Source organism: Candidatus Nitrosotenuis aquarius, from assembly GCF_002787055.1.
Classification (GTDB): domain Archaea; phylum Thermoproteota; class Nitrososphaeria; order Nitrososphaerales; family Nitrosopumilaceae; genus Nitrosotenuis; species Nitrosotenuis aquarius.
Genome location: NZ_CP024808.1, coordinates 1,569,228 through 1,583,210, shown reverse-complemented (window position 1 = coordinate 1,583,210; position 13,983 = coordinate 1,569,228). Strand labels below are relative to the sequence as shown.

The following is a 13,983-nucleotide window of genomic DNA, read 5'->3' as shown; positions in this document are numbered from 1 at the left end:
CCGCTTTTTTTGTTTTTTACTTATTGGTTGCTGATGCGTAATGGACCTTCGTTAGAATTGCGACTGTATGGACCAAGAGTACCAAAAGTCCTTGAAACAAGATGAGCATCGGAAACAGATACAGGAGGTCTTGAGAAAGACCGTTGACAATCGCCCCATACAAGATGCTAAAAACTCCATATGAGACAACGCCTATCAAACTTGTTTGGAATCCAGCGCGATAAATCAGAGAAAACGCATCTCGGAACGATTTCCAAGAAATTCCCGCTACCGTTGTTACTTGTTTTTCCGCAGAATATCTGAGAGGATACACATTAACTAGCGAGATGATTATTGTTGGGACTAGAAAGAAAACAAGGATGTAAATCGATATTTCCTTTGTGTCCCCACCAGACAGAAAGAACATCCCCAACCACGAAAAATACACCACATACGCGCTAATCGCTCCTGCATAGATTGCGGTTTCTGTCGTGATGTGCCAAAATTTGGATTCATTATAGACATATCTGTGGCTTTCAATATTCACAAGCCTTTCACTGAGGGTGGGATGGGTGTCAATTATGTAGGTCCTAACAAATTTTGGCACTTTACATTTCAAAGTTACAAATTTGCCAGATTTTCTTTTTTTAAAGATCAATGAATTGCCAAGTGATTCGATAGTGATTTCTTTAATTGCTGATTTCATCAGTCCAGCTGGTCTGTGTAACAACACCTCGGCATCGGCAAGATTTTCTCTAATTCTCGACACAGATGTTATTGATATGTACGGTAGAGCCAGAAATCCAATTCCGACCAAAACAGACTGTCTAAACCATGAAATCGCATCTTGTACAGGGTTGCTAGATACGAGAAAATAAGAAAGAACTATACTGACTACAAAAAACACAACCCAATACCTGAACATGATCAGAAACGTATTGGCCCAAGTCATGAATCCCACATCAGAATGCTTTATGTGCGCAATTTCATGCAAGATGACTACTTCGAGTTGCTCTTTATCTAGAATTTTGATGAGATTCGAAGTTATTATGAGATTTCCTTTTCCCAGATTTCTACCAAAAACGTAGCAATAGTTTTCGACGGTATTGACAACGTAGCATTTTGGTATTTTTGTGATTTTCAGCTCCTTACACAGACTAATGATGTTTGAGTACACTTCAGGATAGACTTTGGATAGTTCGATTTTGTCCTTCTTATTTACGATCAGTGGAGAAGCAAGATACGCGATAATGCCTAACAATGGCAACGATAGAAGAATCATGAGTCCTATGTAATACAGAATTACGTCTCTTTCTTCTAGCGTGTCTAATTTGTAATAAGAAGAGGAAAGATTTCCAAGTGCACTCAGAACCACAAATAATATTGAGATTATTGGCACAACCATCCGGACTGTCGATTCTGCCGTTACAATATGCGATTTTGATTCCACTAATGTCACAGCTTAGTCGTCCTTTGCTAAAAGACGCAAGTCGTTTTCAGTAAGGTTCGAGAGGTCAAGAAATTTGAGGGCGTTCTTCACTGTCTCTGGCCTGAACCCTTCTTCCAAAGGAACCAACAAAATTCCCTTGTCAGTATCAACAAAAACAAATCCAAAGAAGGATTCTTGACTTTTGTCCTCCAAGCCGAACTTCTTTACCAATCTTTTTGGTATTGTCAACGCAAAAGATCCCCCTTGTGAGAAAGGCTCCTTGAATCCGACTGTTCCGTTAACCTTGACTTTTATCTCATTCATGCCAGATTCGGCCATCGCGGTAGGTTGTTAGATTTATCTAATAAGTTTAGCAGGTCGGCGCAGTCGATATCCGAAAATGTGACGTAATCAGGTTATGAAATCGAGCAAAATCGACGATGCGAGAGTTGTCGGCATGCTACTAGACGGAATAAACTATGAAATTGTCAAAATTCTTGAATCCAGCCAGCAGCCCTTCTACGTTGGTGAGCTCAAGGAACGCCTTGACGCAATCGGGATGTCAAGATCAAAGCCCACCCTAATCAGGAGACTAAAAGACTTGGAAGACATGGGATGGATAAAGAGGGTCGTCCACGGCTCATACGAGCATGTCAAATGGGAGCCTTATTCTCCAAGGTTCTACCAGCGGCTCTTGCAACATAGGGAGATCATAATCGACACTGTAACCAATTTGAAGGCAGAGGCAATGGTGGCTCAAATTGTGCCTGAAGCTGAAAAGACATATCATAATTTGAGATCATACAAACTCGAAGATCCGTCGGAAAGAAAAACAGAGAAGATTAAGAAAACCGAACAGAGATTGAGGGAGCTTCTAGGTTGGTTGCTCAGGGACTTCGACAAGCTAGACGAGCTGTCCAAGATGCGGATGTTCAAGTGGGCCTACGAGTCAAAATACTTTGAGAATCTGACCTACTCGTAGTTTTACTTCATGTGGTAGAGCAATCTTGTGAGAAACTGCAAGCCTTTTGTAACAGGAAGCTTGTGCACCTCCTTGGTCCATTTGTCGAACCTTGCAGGAAAATATTCCAATCCTATTGTGTTGTCTGTTGACAGCACACGGGTGTCGATCACATACGGTATCTTCGGGTAGATTCTTGGTCTGAAAGACTTGAGTAAGATCTCCAGTTTCGGGTTGGCATAATGAAACACCCCTATCTGCTCAGCCAGCGGACTGATTACATAGCCTTCCTCAGTCTTGTTTCCCAAGTTGTCTTCTTTGAGAATCATTTCCTCATACTTCCACATGTCGGGATGTGGTGTGTTGTCATGCAGATCAAATATTATATCATATGATTTTCCCGTTTGTTTGATCTTTTTTCTGGTGTATCTTCTTGACTCGACAAACAATTTGTGTTGATATTGTTCCGGATCAAGGCCGCCTGAGGCCTTGAGGCGGATTTCATCTGGCATGAAAACATTCAACAGATAATACTTTGGATAGTTAGGATCTGGAATCTCTACAGTGGTGACCCCTTCTATACCGAGCTTTTCTATTCTTCTACCGATCTCTTGGACGCCTATCGTTTCCTCATCTAGTTAGCGTAGAGTTCGGCAGAGTGCCGGCCATACATCACCAGTATCGAAGGTGGTTTAGGCATGAATTTAGCTGTACAGCTAACATTTAAGCCCCTTTCGGTCATCCCGCCGTTCGTAAGTTTTGTACCCGCGGAACTTGCCCCGCCTTAAGTCGCCAGCTAGTAGGGGATAGGTGATGAATACAAACCAAAACTCATCACATGAAAACGGCAAGAGATACGTTCTCTACGTGCCGACACCGTTCAAGGGGCCCCAGACAAGGGATGTCTTGAACAAGGTGACAACCGTGGCAAAGAAGCTCTTCAAGGGAGCGACGTTCTCGCCACCAGGAACCGGCGTCTATGTCGAGGAAAACGAAAAGACGGGCCGGTTCGAGGAGTTTGTTGAAAAGGTGAGAACCTTGGAGATCATCACGAATCAGAACTCTGACTCCAAGATAGAGCAGGTGGCCTATGCAGCGCTCTGCGCCCTTGACGAAAAGCGCCCAAAACAGAAACCGGAAAGGGTAGTGTGGTACACGGAGCAAAACGTCGTACTGCACAAGATAAGGAACCCGAATATTGAGGAGGCGGCCTAGATGGCAAAGAGGATCCTCACATCTTCTGGAAAGGTCATAGACCTTGACAGGGGCGAGGGCGTCGAGTCAATCCCGCCTGAGAGCCTTGCCATGGAAAAACATTCCTACGGAGCATACGCTCCCTCTTTTTCTTTCATTCTAAATGGAGCACTTGTCAACATCAGGACCGGCTACGGGCAGTTCTACGACACGCAAATGGGCGAAAGAAGATTTCTGACAGAGATGCAGGAAATGAAGCTTTTCCCAAAGGCATTCCCGATTTATATCGGACAGAACTATACCACAGGCGATATCTACTGCACCATCTACATGACAATCAGCGGCATATCCCACAAGGTGGTGCTAACCTACGATAGAAACCATCCAGACTACCAGATCAGCGCCTCAATAGAATACCCAAAGCTGAGTTTCTCCAAGATGGTCGGCCACTGGTATATGGACGGAAAGCCGTGCTACATCCACGCCTGGAACAGGTCCTGGACCATGCTCAAGACCGCGACGCAGGTCAGGTTCTGGCTTGAGGACTACTACGGGGACTCTGGATACGACAGGAGCATAGAGGACATAATTAGAGAGTCAGAGCGCATTATCGGCGAAATCGACAACAAATCCAGTTTTTGGAGGTCGTTCCGATTTTGAATCCTACAAAAATATTGATCACAAAATCCGACATTCAGACGTGCAGAGACGAGGTCCTAGAACATGCAAAGGACTGCAACGAGACTGGGTTTGCGTTCTTTGGAGAGATAAGGTCCAACAAAGTTTACGTCATCAAAAAGATTGTTCTTGGGGGACCTCGATCTGAAAGAGGCCATGTAAGTTTTACAACGGACGAAGTAAAGATACTAGAAGAGCTAAAGAAGGCCAAGACAGAAAACCCCAAGATCAGATATCTAGGAGACGGGCACTCGCACCCCTGGCCCACAGTCCCGTCGCCAAGCGGCACGGACATCAACCAGTTGAGTCGCTCCAGAAAAACTAGACCGTGGTTCGTCATTGCGGTGTTTTCCTCAACTGGAGAAGTCAGATTCTTTGGGCTGGATGCAGATAGCGAAAGAACAGAAATCCCGTACCAAATAGTGCCAGATGGGTTTTCCGAGGAGAGTCTTCTTGAAAGAATCGACCAGATTACAGACAATGATACGTTAAGAAAGTCAAGGGTCGGCATAATCGGCTGCGGCTCGCTTGCGTCGTCGGTGGTTTCTGCAATATCTGGGACTGGAATATGCGATTACATCGTATGCGATATGGACAAGCTTGCCACGGTCAATGTCATAAGACATCTGGGAGGAATTTACGATATCGGCAGATCAAAGACTCAGATAATCAAAAGACACATCGAGTCACACAATCCCCTCGCAGTGGTGCAGACGGTGGAGGACGACCTGATAAAGAATAGAGAGTTGTTGCGCTCGATCATAGAATCATGCGACATCATAGTTGCGGCATCTGGAAACCCGGAACTGAACTATCACACAAATGTCATTTGCTGCGAACTGGGCAAGAAAGCAGTATACTGTGGGATATACGCCGGGGCAAAGAGCGCATACGTGTTCTGCGTCTCATCAGGCTCACATGCGTGCTTTGACTGCATATTCAGCCTCACAAGTGCTGCAATCGACCAAAATACATTGAGACGAAAATACGGCCTAGAAGAGGGTGAGCTGAAAGCAGCACAGGGAATGTTTGCTGACATTACCATCCCAGGATCAATGATGGTAAAAATGACGCTTTGGCTCCTACTTGGAAAAGAGTTCATCTTCAATCTTGTCAGATACTACGACGACCTAAGGGTAGAGAAACTCAACGTCCCAAAGAAAGACCTCTGCGCCACATGCAACTATGAGAATTGGCTCAAACATGAGGAAGAAAAAACGAAAGAAATCAGAAAGTCACACACCAAAGGACTCGTAAAAAAACTAAGACATAGGATCAGGGGGCTTGGGAGATGACATCGGATACCGACAGAATTCTGGAAAAGCTCGGCGAGATTGAGTTACGATTGCAAAGACTTGAGGACATGCCAACAAACAACGAAATCATAACGGAGGAGAGAACCGAGGTTGCTGGAGAGGGAGAGATGGACAGCGAGCGAGTGTCCAGAGTAAACGACAGCGTAGTCACCACCAAACGAATCACAATGTGTGATTATTGTTTTGGGAAAATTGATCAGCTATCGCTATGCAAAAAATGCGGCAAGAAACTTTGCGAGAATTGTGCCATTGATTTCAGAAACGAGATAATCTGTCTGCAAGATCTCAGAGAAACCCATCCGATATCGAGACAAGTGTTCAAGATCATCCTGATGATTGCAAACGGCATAACAGGTGAACGCGACATGAACGAGGTGTCCGGAATACCAAGGGATGAGATGAAAGGAATTGTCGATTTTCTGAGAGATTCAGGATATGTCACGACATCATTTCTCGGAGGCAAGCGTCTCACAGACCTTGGAACCGAGGCATTCTACGCGCATTCTCAGGTTCTGGGAGGCAAGGACGACATGAAGGATTTGGACGGGAGGATTGAGGAGTATGTATCGCGGGCCTAACCGAAGTTCCGGCACCGTTCTGAGTGTTATGAAGCTCTTAGTGGGTGCAGGAATAGTCATCATTACGATAGCGCTGATACTGTTCTTCAACGACATGTTATCACCGCACTCTCCGTCGGTCTACTTGCAACTTGCAGTAGCTGGAGTGGTTGTGATGGTAATGTCATTTCTTGCAATCAAAGTATTCAGGAGTCTTGAGTTTGTCTGAGATAGATGATTTCAGACAGGAGATAATGGACAAGGTCTCAAAGATTCCAGGACTCCCCACAGGCTACATCGACACTCTGTTGAGGATGCTGCCGTATGCAAACGAGAGAAGGCGAAAGAAGCTGGTTGACAAGATAAAGAGTTTGGTCGAGACAAAATTCAATGAACATTCAATGAGATCAAAGAATCCATTGCTCTCATTTCCGTCAAAGGCAGACGCAATTGGTGATGGAGTGATCATCGGACATGTTTGCTCTGGAGACAGAGTGCTACACCCCTTCGGCCTCACCAGTGAAAATCTACGTGAAAATGAATTTGTAGTTGCCAGGTCAGGCCATGGAAAGACCACCACAGTCTTCAACTTTGTTGATCAGTTGATCAAACATGAAATATGCTTTCTTTCCTTTGACTGGAAGCAGGACTATAGAACTCTTGCCAAAAAATACGATGACGTTTACGTCATAAGATGGCACGAGCTTGCATACAACGTTTTGACAAACTGTCCAGAAGGCATGGACATAAAGCTGTGGTGGAGAGTTGTCTTGGATATCGCAGCACACTCACAGGGCCTCTTGATGGCGACACCTGCCCACATTCTTCGCTCACTAGAAGAATTGTATGAGCACAACAAGGGACAGGTGACATTCCGTGAACTGGAGAACCACCTCAAATCGCAGCACAGCGAAAGCAGAAAGGAGAACGAATATTCCGCAATCGCGGAAAACAGAATATTCAACATCAATCAGGCACTGGACAAAGTAATCAACGTAAAACACGGATTTGAGATCAAGGAACTTTTCAAAAGACGAATCATAATCGAGATGTTTCCGCTGGATTTCTCGGTGGCATCGTTTCTTATCCAGACCATAATCATGCACGAGTTTTACCGAAGACTCTACAACCAGATAAGACTCAACCGGAAGTCTACTCTAGATAGCGAGTTTAAGTCTAAATTCTGTAAAATAATTATGGACGAAGCTCACCTTACACAGTACAGCGGCCAAGAAAGAAGCCTTGTGTCTACAGAGCTGTCTTTGCCCCCACTTGCTACTTTTTTCAGCCAGAGCCGCGAGATGATGCTCGGCACATTTGCACTAACTCAGTTCCCACATTTAGTGATGGATGCATTCAAGGACAATGCCGGTACCATGATTGTTGGAAACATAGTTGAAAGTGATCAGCAGAGAAATCTTTCCTCTTCGCTTGGATTGGACAGGGATTCTGAGAAAATACTCGGAAAACTGGAAAAGGGAACTTGGATTGCAAGAGTTGCCGGAAGAACAAAACCGTTTGTTCTAAAGACTCTTGACATAAAGAAAGGGGATCTGATAGCAGATGCAGAGGTACTGCAAAGATCAAGGCCGCTCATTACTGCACTTGACATGAAGCGACAGGAAATTGAAAGCAGGATGTTCATGGTTCAGGTTGAAAAGAAATCAGAGGAGGTACACCTGCCAGACCTCACAAAGGAGGGATGGTTGCTTCTTGACTATGTGTTCTTTCATGAGTGGAGCTACCAGCAGCAGATAACAGAGGCACTTGGAATATCTGACAGGAAATTTGCCAAGGTGAAGCAAGACCTGCTTGACAAAAACCTGATTAGAATACAGAAATTCCCAGTGAAGGTCCATGACAGAATCCACTTTTCCCTCACTCCAAACGCCTTGGAGATAATGAAGATTCTAGGCAGACCTGCACAGAGGATCGGCTACTGGAAGTGGATTTCCGGCGTTCCAGGGTACGAGCATCATTATTGGCTCAATGTGCTCAGAGTCAAGCACAAGATACTGGGCTGGAACGGCAGAGTGGAATACGACCTCAAGGACGGTCGAAGGGTAGATCTCTACGAGGAATTGAATGGGCACCGCAAGGCAGTGGAAATCGAGCTTTCAACAAAGGATGTTGAGAACAAGGTCAGAGTGCTGACAGACCGAGAGGTGGATGAATTGGTACTGCTATACAGAGAAGAATCGGCTTTCCAGTTTGCAAGATCAAAGCTGGAGAGGATGGAAAACATTCCAAAAGAAAAGATTTGGATTGGATTAATTCGGGATTATGTGGAGTTACTTGACGATGTAATAAAGGGCCCGGAGAAGAGCGGAAACATCGAGGGTCCAGACCCTGCCGTTCCTGATTCTGAACAAAACCGGAAAGATGGCGGAAACAATGGTGTGACAGACTAAGTTGTCCTACAAAAAGAAATACTCCAAGGGGTTTGGCGGCGGATACGGAGGATACAAGTCAGGTTACATGGCACAGAGGGATCCACTTGCAGCATACAGACACACATCCCCTCCAATGAGTGAGTATGACAGAAAAATAAGAAACAAACTCGAAAAGCCTGAACTCAGTGGGATGTCTAGAAGCTTTGAATCCGACACAAATACCTACAAGATAAACGCACCAAGAATTCAACAGGAGACAAGATTCTCACAAAAGGAGGTAGACGAGTTCTCAGACAAGATACTTCACGATGCAATGGAGAAACTCAAGAATCTCAATAACGACAAAGAGATTTCAGCGGAAAAATACGAAATGGCAAGCGAGTTGGCTGACCGCATCGCCCAGCGCTCATTTGAGATAAGAAGTAATCCAGAAGACAAAACCACAGTACTGGAGTTCACAAAAGAATTCCTAGATGAACCAATCCAGCCATGGCATTCTGACATCCTTGAACAGGTTGACAAGATCAGAAACCAGATGAATGAGCTGAAAAGCGAAACCCTAGAAGTAAGAGAAAGCATGCCTGAATTTGAGCACCTAGCAGACGAGATGAAGAAGGCAGATGAGTTATTTTCAGGCTCTGGAACACCCTCTGAGACTCTTGCCACAGACAGGATTGTGGATCAGTACAATCTTGATCCCGCCTTTGATAATATGACTCAAAGAAAACGCAGGGACAGTCTTTACGATGGTGATGGTGAGCTTTGATAGATCCTTTTCCATCCAAGAGCAGCAACGACTTGGTCAACTGTCCACACCGAGAAAAGCTAAATACCGGAGACGACCCCTCTATTTCCAATGAAATCCCCGACGAGGGGATCGATATGGGAAAAAACACAACATACACAACAACGAACAACACTGCCAAAATTCAAAAAATATCCAAAAAACAGAGACTTCTTGCCAATCCAGACGTACACAGATGGTACAAAAATGTCGCACGTGGAAGCCCGATAACGGCAGACGTGAGACTGAGAAGACTTCGAAAGTTCCTTGAAGACCACGACATTACCCCGATGCAGTTTGCCGAATTAGGGATGAAGGACATCAGGACTGCAACAGACTTGTTGCAGGACTACATAACGCGTCTTGAGGAAAACGGAAATGCGCCGCAATACATCAAGGGACTTTTGACATCCGTGAAATCCTGGCTTCGTCATTTCGACGTAGAGATCAAAAGAAAGATCAAAATCAAGAACATCGACTCCACACCAACTCTTGAGAACGAGAGGGTTCCAGAGGGAAACGAGCTTGCAGAACTGTTCAACAGGGCAAACATGAGACAGGGCGCAATAATGGCACTGATTGGAAAATCAGGTCTTCGCCCCGAAGTTCTTGGTAACTATGACGCAAGTGACGGTCTGTCCATCAGGGATTTGCCAGACCTTGCAATCATTCAGGGACTCGCAGTCTTTACCAGAAGCCCGGCAAAGATAGTTGTCAGAAGAACACTATCAAAGGCGCGACACGAATACTTCACCTTCATCACAGATCTTGGTGGAAAGAGACTTCTTGCATACCTCAACCAGAGGATAATGGACGGTGATTCGCTTGGTCCAGAGTCCCCAGTCATTGCACCAAGCAAGCTGACTAGATGGCGAGGAAACAACATCGGCAAGAAATTCGTCAAGACACAGGTGATAGTGGACGACGTGAGAACAGCTATGAGACCAAGATTCACATGGAGACCGTATGTGCTGCGCGCATACTTTGACACGCAACTACTCATTGCGGAGTCGAGGGGAAAGATAGCACATGACTTTCGTGTGTTCTTTATGGGACATCGTGGAAGCATTGAATCCAAGTACACTACGAACAAAGGGATACTACCAAAAATCCTGACAGACGAAATGCGTGACGCGTTCAAGAGAAGCGAGGAGTTTCTTGATCTGGAAAAGGCAACAGAGGACCCGTTGGAAAAACAAAAGGAAGATGCAAAGACAAAGATAGAGACGATGAGGCCGGAGGAACTCGCAAGGGTGCTAGAGCTTCTTAGTGATCTGAGAGGCGGCAATACAAGCAGCGAGTCGCAACGGCAGACGAGTCTGAGCAACTAATAGCTGACGGATGGCAATACGTCGGAACTCTTCCAAACGGAAAGGTCATACTGAAAAGGTGCCCACTGGTAATGTAGAGATGGGCCCAAAGGGCTTCGATCCCTTGGCTCACCGGTTATGAGCCGGTTACTCTACCAAGCTGAGTTATGGGCCCCTGAACAAAACAGGTTTGTGCTGTGTATAAAAGTTATAGAGATGTGCAGTAATTTTCGTAGCAGCTATCCAACAGATGGTTTTGTGCATCCAGTGACTTTTCTGCAATTGCCAAAAATTCTGAATGTTTTTCTTCTGGAATGGTATCTAGGATTTTTTCCCATGTTGCTGCATGTCTAATATCTGCTTCCTCGTGCAGTCTAAAGTACTCTGTTGCAGAATCTGAAGTGATATTGTAGAATTTTGCCAAGCCCTCTAGTTTTGTGTGACTTATCTTTGGAATTTCTTTTTCAAATGCATACATTGCGGCAGCTCCTGACTCTAGCGAAGTCATTAGTCCAGATAGCTCATAGACCGCAGAGGTTGTCTTTTCCAGTCCTGTATAGGACTCTATGTTTTGGACGCCTAGGGATACTGCAAAGTGAGCCCAAGGAGTAATGTGTTCGGATTCTTCCTGCTGGTTTTCTTTGATTTCTGATACCATTGATTCTGGTGCGTAGGGCACAATCATACCAACAAAAGACGGGACCGCCTTTACCATTTGGAAGTATTCTTTAGAATAGCCTGCAAGCATTTCTTTGGATAATTTGCCTTCTGACCACATTTGATAAAACGGGTGTTTGAGTAAGCTCTTCTGCTCGATAAGCTGATCAATTTTTTTTGCAAGCGACATAGTATTGCTGCATTTTTGCCAATAAAAAAATCTTTACTGTCCAAAAGATTTTATGCTTTCAAGTTTGCGATGCAAACGGGCTCCTGTGGTGTAGTCCGGTCAAGCATGTCGCCCTTTCAAGGCGGAGATCCCGGGTCCAAATCCCGGCGGGAGCACCTACAACTATTAATACTGTAAGCGAAGAGATCGGTCGAGTGTAGCTTTTTGGATCGAAAAAATCTGAAAATCAATCCATTACTTGACACATACAAAGAGTATATACAAAAAATAGACAGCGCCCTAGAATCCGAATTATCACTGTATTCCAAGTCAGAGTTCATGCAGCCCCTCATGTACGCAATAGAAGGCGGAAAGAGAATCAGGCCCCTGATATTATTGCTGGCTGCAGAATCTGTTGGCAAGGCGGATGAGCGTGCATTTGCGGCAGGCTGTGCAGTGGAATTTTTACACACAGAATCTGTAATTCATGATGATATTATCGACAATGAAACGTCGCGAAGGCACAAGGACCCGTTTCACATCAAATACGGATACAACACAAGTATTCTGACTGGCGATTTTGTCCTGGGATTAATCCTTAACATTTCATCTAGGCTAAACAACCCAAGAATCACAAAAGACCTGGCAAACACTGCAATGCTGATGAGTGAAGGCGAGGTCCTAGAGACAATGCTAGAGACAAGCCAGGACCTTACATTTGATGACTATCTCAAAGTAATAGAATACAAAACCGCAACAGCATTTGAGGTATCATCAAGGCTTGGCGCAATAATCGGCGGTGGAAGTGAGGACCAAATTGTTGCACTATCGGAATACGGACGAAACATCGGAATTGCATATCAAATCCGAGATGATCTAATCGACTGGAAAAACGAAGACAAGCTGTTTAATCTACTAGTAAAGCGAAGTATGGACCCGCGTGACATTTTCAATCACATGGAAAAAATGCTAAAGGATTATGCAGGAAAAGCTACGGCCAGTCTTAGAATAATTCCAGACAATGATGCAAAGTCGCATTTGGAATATTTGCTAAGACTTACTACTTTGAAATTATAAGTGCATTATCCAGTATTGGTACTGCATTCTTTGTGAATTCTATAATTGGGTCTGGATAGACTCCTATTCCGACCAGGAATATTATAGAAAATATCATAACACCAATGATTGCCTTTGGCTCCTTGATCTTTTTCTCAGTTTCTCCCTCAAAGTACATCTTTCGTATAATCCAACCATAGTACGCCAGAGACAATGCAGAGTTGAGAACGCCTGCTATTGCAAGCCAGCCAGCCCACGCAGGAAGTCCTGTTTCTAGTGCAGAGCCAAAGAGAATCAGCTTGCTCCAGAATCCGGCAGTTGGTGGAACGCCAGCCAGTGCTAATAGTGATATGACTAGACCTAGCGATGTGATTGGCATCTTTCTGCCCAAGCCCTTGAGTTTATCGATATTTGTTATACCAATTGTAGTAACAATGCCTGCAATTGCAATGAATGCGGCACCCTTCATCACAGAATGGTTCAATACATGGAACAATGATCCTTGTATTCCCAGTGACGTAAACGGAGCAACTGCCAGGCCAATCAAAATGTATCCTGCATGTCCGATACTGGAATATGCAAGCATACGTGAAATGTTCTTTTGCATTATAGCTGCAATGTTTCCTACAGTCATTGTCATTACTGCAATAACACCCAATGCAAACGTCCAGTCTAGCTGCAATGCTATAGTACCCATTATGATTACTCGAAGGGCGGCTGCAAATCCTGCCTTTTTGGTTCCAGCTGCCAATAGAGCAGTGATTGTCGGGGGCGCACCCTCATAGGTGTCTGGAAGCCACATGTGGAATGGGACTAGGCCCATCTTGAATCCAAATCCTGCAATGAACATACCTACTGCCAAGAGGGCAAGCGGCATCATTGATGGATCCAGATTTGCAAGGCCTGTCATGACTTCGCCAATGTTTGTCGAGCCAGTCAGGCCATATACTATTGAGATTCCGTAAATGATTATAGCTGAGGACAGTGCTCCAAAGAGGAAGTACTTGAGTGCAGCCTCGTTTGAGCTTGGATTCTTTTTCATAAATCCAGCCAAGACATATGTCGGAATTGACATTAGCTCCCATGCGACAAACAACATCACTAGGTCAGTAGAATATGCAACAAGCACCATTCCTATTGTGGATAACAGTATCAGGGAATAGTAGACTGGCGGATGAGCTTGTCCGCGCATGAAATTAAACGAGCCTGCAGTCGTGATTATTGCTACAATTAGCATTGCTATTGCAAATAGTCCGCTAAAGGAGTCATTTGCAAGAACATCTGCAGAAAATACCGCTGCCGGTGGAAGCTGGCCTGAGACTATCTCGTATGCAACATAGCCAATTGATGCTATCAGTGCACCAAATGCAATTGCCGCATAAAACGAGTTGGATCCCTTTTCCTTTCGTACTACGGATATCACCGGCAGAATCATGCCGATTGTACCCAGTATTGCAATCAGGACAATTGGAGTTGATGTGATTTCTATCATGGTATATC

Annotated in this window: 15 protein-coding genes and 2 tRNA genes; 11 read left to right on the top strand and 6 right to left on the bottom strand. The window is 44.7% G+C overall.

Translation table 11 applies throughout. The features are described 5' to 3' along the window. Positions 1 to 16 precede the first annotated feature (16 nt). Positions 17 to 1,429: a M48 family metallopeptidase gene (locus NAQ_RS09180; RefSeq protein WP_162858730.1), complete on the bottom strand. Its 1,413-nt coding sequence runs from the start codon at positions 1,427 to 1,429 to the stop codon at positions 17 to 19. A 12-nt stretch (positions 1,430 to 1,441) separates the two neighbouring features. After that, complete coding sequence (locus tag NAQ_RS09175) at positions 1,442 to 1,747, bottom strand: hypothetical protein (RefSeq protein WP_100183232.1); 306 nt, start codon at positions 1,745 to 1,747, stop codon at positions 1,442 to 1,444. Positions 1,748 to 1,865: 118 nt separating this feature from the next. Between NAQ_RS09175 and NAQ_RS09170 the strand changes: the two genes are divergently transcribed. Then, positions 1,866 to 2,390 (top strand): hypothetical protein, encoded by a 525-nt coding sequence (locus NAQ_RS09170; RefSeq protein WP_162858729.1) that lies wholly within the window; start codon positions 1,866 to 1,868, stop codon positions 2,388 to 2,390. A 2-nt stretch (positions 2,391 to 2,392) separates the two neighbouring features. Here the strand turns inward: NAQ_RS09170 and NAQ_RS09165 are convergent, their stop codons facing one another. Then, positions 2,393 to 2,881 carry a hypothetical protein gene (locus NAQ_RS09165; protein ID WP_100183230.1) on the bottom strand — a complete coding sequence of 163 codons (489 nt, stop codon included), beginning with the start codon at positions 2,879 to 2,881 and terminating at the stop codon, positions 2,393 to 2,395. A gap of 301 nt (positions 2,882 to 3,182) precedes the next feature. Between NAQ_RS09165 and NAQ_RS09160 the strand changes: the two genes are divergently transcribed. Genes NAQ_RS09160 through NAQ_RS09125 form a run of 8 tightly spaced genes read left to right on the top strand, consistent with a single transcriptional unit; the run spans position 3,183 to position 10,622 of the window. Next, positions 3,183 to 3,584 (top strand): hypothetical protein, encoded by a 402-nt coding sequence (locus NAQ_RS09160; RefSeq protein WP_100183229.1) that lies wholly within the window; start codon positions 3,183 to 3,185, stop codon positions 3,582 to 3,584. Beyond that, a complete protein-coding gene (locus NAQ_RS09155) occupies positions 3,585 to 4,223 on the top strand; it encodes a hypothetical protein (protein WP_100183228.1) in 639 nt (212 codons plus the stop codon). Continuing rightward, positions 4,220 to 5,536, top strand: coding sequence for a HesA/MoeB/ThiF family protein (locus NAQ_RS09150; RefSeq protein ID WP_162858728.1), 1,317 nt, complete (start codon positions 4,220 to 4,222; stop codon positions 5,534 to 5,536). Before NAQ_RS09155 ends, NAQ_RS09150 begins: the two co-directional genes overlap by 4 nt. Next, complete coding sequence (locus NAQ_RS09145; protein WP_100183226.1) at positions 5,533 to 6,135, top strand: C1 domain-containing protein; 603 nt, start codon at positions 5,533 to 5,535, stop codon at positions 6,133 to 6,135. The genes NAQ_RS09150 and NAQ_RS09145 overlap by 4 nt, the downstream gene beginning before the upstream one ends. A gap of 28 nt (positions 6,136 to 6,163) precedes the next feature. Then, positions 6,164 to 6,343: a hypothetical protein gene (locus tag NAQ_RS09140; RefSeq protein ID WP_100183225.1), complete on the top strand. Its 180-nt coding sequence runs from the start codon at positions 6,164 to 6,166 to the stop codon at positions 6,341 to 6,343. After that, positions 6,336 to 8,525, top strand: coding sequence for a helicase HerA domain-containing protein (locus NAQ_RS09135; RefSeq protein ID WP_100183224.1), 2,190 nt, complete (start codon positions 6,336 to 6,338; stop codon positions 8,523 to 8,525). The genes NAQ_RS09140 and NAQ_RS09135 overlap by 8 nt, the downstream gene beginning before the upstream one ends. 1 nt (position 8,526) lies before the next feature. Next, positions 8,527 to 9,273 (top strand): hypothetical protein, encoded by a 747-nt coding sequence (locus NAQ_RS09130; protein WP_100183223.1) that lies wholly within the window; start codon positions 8,527 to 8,529, stop codon positions 9,271 to 9,273. Then, positions 9,270 to 10,622 carry a site-specific integrase gene (locus NAQ_RS09125; protein WP_100183222.1) on the top strand — a complete coding sequence of 451 codons (1,353 nt, stop codon included), beginning with the start codon at positions 9,270 to 9,272 and terminating at the stop codon, positions 10,620 to 10,622. Before NAQ_RS09130 ends, NAQ_RS09125 begins: the two co-directional genes overlap by 4 nt. A gap of 80 nt (positions 10,623 to 10,702) precedes the next feature. Here the strand turns inward: NAQ_RS09125 and NAQ_RS09120 are convergent. Both NAQ_RS09120 and NAQ_RS09115 read right to left on the bottom strand, forming a co-directional pair. After that, a tRNA-Ile gene (locus NAQ_RS09120) sits at positions 10,703 to 10,776 on the bottom strand. Between the two features lie 33 nt (positions 10,777 to 10,809). Continuing rightward, positions 10,810 to 11,448 (bottom strand): iron-containing redox enzyme family protein, encoded by a 639-nt coding sequence (locus tag NAQ_RS09115; protein WP_100183221.1) that lies wholly within the window; start codon positions 11,446 to 11,448, stop codon positions 10,810 to 10,812. Positions 11,449 to 11,527: 79 nt separating this feature from the next. Between NAQ_RS09115 and NAQ_RS09110 the strand changes: the two genes are divergently transcribed. Then, positions 11,528 to 11,603: transfer RNA gene (locus NAQ_RS09110), tRNA-Glu, on the top strand. Positions 11,604 to 11,652: 49 nt separating this feature from the next. Continuing rightward, positions 11,653 to 12,504: a polyprenyl synthetase family protein gene (locus NAQ_RS09105; protein WP_100183220.1), complete on the top strand. Its 852-nt coding sequence runs from the start codon at positions 11,653 to 11,655 to the stop codon at positions 12,502 to 12,504. Here NAQ_RS09105 and NAQ_RS09100 read toward each other — a convergent pair. Continuing rightward, positions 12,488 to 13,975, bottom strand: coding sequence for an NADH-quinone oxidoreductase subunit N (locus NAQ_RS09100; RefSeq protein ID WP_100183219.1), 1,488 nt, complete (start codon positions 13,973 to 13,975; stop codon positions 12,488 to 12,490). The genes NAQ_RS09105 and NAQ_RS09100 overlap by 17 nt on opposite strands. Between the last annotated feature and the right edge of the window lie 8 nt (positions 13,976 to 13,983).